This window comes from Fulvivirga kasyanovii (assembly GCF_009711405.1).
GTDB lineage: Bacteria > Bacteroidota > Bacteroidia > Cytophagales > Cyclobacteriaceae > Fulvivirga > Fulvivirga kasyanovii.
Window position 1 is genome coordinate 1 of record NZ_SMLW01000235.1, and the last position, 2,862, is coordinate 2,862.

Here is a 2,862-nt window from a genome sequence, read left to right on the forward strand (position 1 = left end):
CCTCCAAGGTTTTGAAAACCTTGGAGGTCTATTGGAGAACATCAATCTGCCTTAAAAGTTGTTACAACTGTACTAAGCGTCGTCTGGCTGACAAGGATATTGTATCTGGCATGGTTTTTCGTAATTTGTAATTCTGTAATTCAGAACATTATCATAATTAAAAATCATCAAATAACATGAAACTGAAATTAGCCATTCTGTCGCTACTGTCATTTGCATTATTCTATACTGTTGATGCTCAGGTAGTAGGCAACAACTTCCCTGCTTTGGAAGCTGAAACTGTTGAAGATGCCGTCGTTAACCTTCCGGAGGACACCAAAGGTAAGTATACCCTTCTGGGTATGGCTTATTCCAAGAAATCCGAAGATGACCTGAATACCTGGTTTAGCCCTGTTTATAATAAATTCATCAGAGAAAATGCCGGTCTGTTTTCGTCATTCGGCTATGATGTCAATGTTTATTTTATCCCCATGTTTACAGGTATCAATGCAGCAGCCACTGGCACTGCCAAAAACAAGGCGCTGAAAAACATTGATCCTAAACTATTGCCTTATATCCTTTTTTATAAAGGCAAACTTAAGCCATACAAGGAAGCACTCGAATTTGAGAAAAAAGATGTACCCTACTTCTTTGTGCTTGACAAATCAGGCAAGATCATATATGCCACTTCAGGAAAGTACACAGAGGATAAAATGTCCGAGATAGAGGCTTTATTGGAGTAGTAAAAACTTTAGATAAACATAATTGTGAGGGGTGATCATTTAGGTCACCCTTTTCTTTTAGGCCAGGCTGAAAAACCTGTGAAGCAAATGGATCGGAAAATAAAACGTACAACTTCTGACTGGATAAATCAACCGTGCCTATTGTCATCATATGCCAGTTTGCCAACTGCTTTTGCCTATTGCTATTCTATTAAGAGAACTGTCTGTCAAATATAGAAGTGAAAAGTGAGCGTCTCTCTGAAAATTCTCCCGGATCCTTATTTAGCCCTTCCGCTCCCCGGTGGGTACATGGTATCTACCTTATCACTGATAAACATCTCCTTGGTCTCTATATTCATGAGGGTAAGGGTACCATCCCAGCCTGCCCCGGTATCCATCAGCCAAATCTCGCAAGACCTTATCGGCTTGTCATTGTACTTATGGATGGGGGTGTGTCCAATGTAGACTTCTTCATAAGGAGTGATTCTTTCCTGGTTTCCATTTATCCTTCGAGCCATAGCCGTCCGGTACAAGCCTCTGTCCCATAGAAAAGTGCTGGGGCCCTGTACTTCAAGCGGTACTTCGGGAACTATGCCGGCATGCACGAACAATTTATTTTGATGAAGATGGTAATATTGAGCACCTTGCAACAGGTCAACATGGGATTTGGGCATGCCTTCCGGGTAGCTTTTTACCGTACCCGCTCCACCCTGGTTTAGCCATATATCATTGGCATCGCCTCCGGTAGCCCATTCAAGCGCCCAGTGGTCATGATTGCCCAGTATAAATACCAGGTTTCTGATCCTGAGTAGTTCTTCAATAGCCTGATTGGTTTCAGGCCACCCGTCGCAGACATCTCCAAGGCAGATCAACTGATCATTATCATAATCAAATGAAGATCGCTCCAGACATTGTACAAGCGCTTTATGGGCACCATGGATGTCTCCGACAACAAATTGCTTCATATTTTTAACAACAAAACAAGAAGGTATAAGTTAACAATATTATTGGGTAAACACGCATATTTATCAACCGATTATTAGACACGGACAACCCTTTATAAAATTTTTCGGTTGAAATATATATTATTGTATAGTTTTACAGTTGATAGTTAAAATACTGAAAGATGGGCAAAACTGCTTATCTGAGAGTTTTTTGGAATTAACCAATCTTAGGAATGGAAGAGTCAGTAACAACAATTGATCAGAAGAGAGAACATCAGGAAAAAATAAAGCAGGTTTTCACAGAGGTAGGAAAGGTAGTAGTGGGTCAGCAGGCCATGATCAACCGGCTTTTGATAGGTTTATTTACACAGAGCCATATTTTGCTGGAGGGTGTACCTGGTATAGCTAAAACCCTGACAGTAAGTACACTGGCGAAGGTATTGCATCTGGATTTTCAAAGAATACAATTTACCCCCGACCTGTTGCCGGCAGACCTGATCGGTACCATGATATACAATCAGAAGCTTGCTAAATTTGAAGTTAAACAGGGACCCATCTTTGCCAACATTATCCTGGCAGATGAGATCAACAGGTCACCCGCCAAGGTGCAGTCAGCTCTTCTTGAAGCTATGCAGGAAAAGCAGGTGACGATTGGTGAGACCACTTTCCAACTGGACAGGCCATTCCTTGTACTGGCAACACAAAACCCTGTAGACCAGGAGGGTACTTACCCGCTGCCGGAAGCCCAGGTAGACAGGTTTATGATGAAGGTACATGTTGATTATCCAACCAAAGAACAAGAGTTGGAGGTAATGAGAAGGATCTCTAACATGAGCTTCGATTATACAGTAAATACAGTGCTGACCAAAGAGGATATTTTTGCTATTCGCAATGAAATCAACCAAACCTCAATATCAGAGTCTCTGGAGAAATATATTGTAGAGCTTGTATATGCTACCCGTGACCCCAGGTCATACGGGTTGAATGAAGAAGCAGAGTACATTCAGTTTGGTGTTTCCCCGCGTGCCTCTATTAACCTCAACCTGGCCGCCAAGGCAGTTGCATACTTTGAAGGCAGAGACTACGTGCTGCCCGAAGACATCAAAGAAGTGGCAGGCGATGTGCTAAATCACAGAATTATTCTCAACTATGAGGCTGAGGCTGATAATGTTAGCACTTATAAGATCATCAATTCCATTTTGAATAAAGTGCCTATT

At 41.9% G+C, this 2,862-nt stretch carries 3 protein-coding genes; 2 read left to right on the plus strand and 1 reads right to left on the minus strand.

Features of this window, described 5'->3' with window-relative positions; all coding sequences use genetic code 11:
* The first annotated feature begins 176 nt into the window (after positions 1-176).
* Positions 177-722 carry a TlpA family protein disulfide reductase gene (locus E1163_RS01200; RefSeq protein WP_155168700.1) on the plus strand — a complete coding sequence of 182 codons (546 nt, stop codon included), beginning with the start codon at positions 177-179 and terminating at the stop codon, positions 720-722.
* Positions 723-979: 257 nt separating this feature from the next.
* Here the strand turns inward: E1163_RS01200 and E1163_RS01205 are convergent, their stop codons facing one another.
* Positions 980-1,666, minus strand: a complete 687-nt coding sequence (locus E1163_RS01205) for a metallophosphoesterase (RefSeq protein WP_155168701.1) — start codon at positions 1,664-1,666, stop codon at positions 980-982.
* 212 nt (positions 1,667-1,878) lie between these two features.
* On the opposite strand from E1163_RS01205, the gene E1163_RS01210 reads away from it, so the two are divergent.
* Positions 1,879-2,862 (plus strand): AAA family ATPase (locus E1163_RS01210; RefSeq protein ID WP_155168702.1); only part of this gene is annotated, 984 nt, incomplete at its 3' end.

Coding starts and splice junctions, on each gene's coding strand:
- E1163_RS01200 (WP_155168700.1), top strand. CDS start 177: ATGAAACTGAAATTAGCCATTCTGTCGCTACTGTCATTTGCATTATTC.
- E1163_RS01205 (WP_155168701.1), bottom strand. CDS start 1,666: ATGAAGCAATTTGTTGTCGGAGACATCCATGGTGCCCATAAAGCGCTT.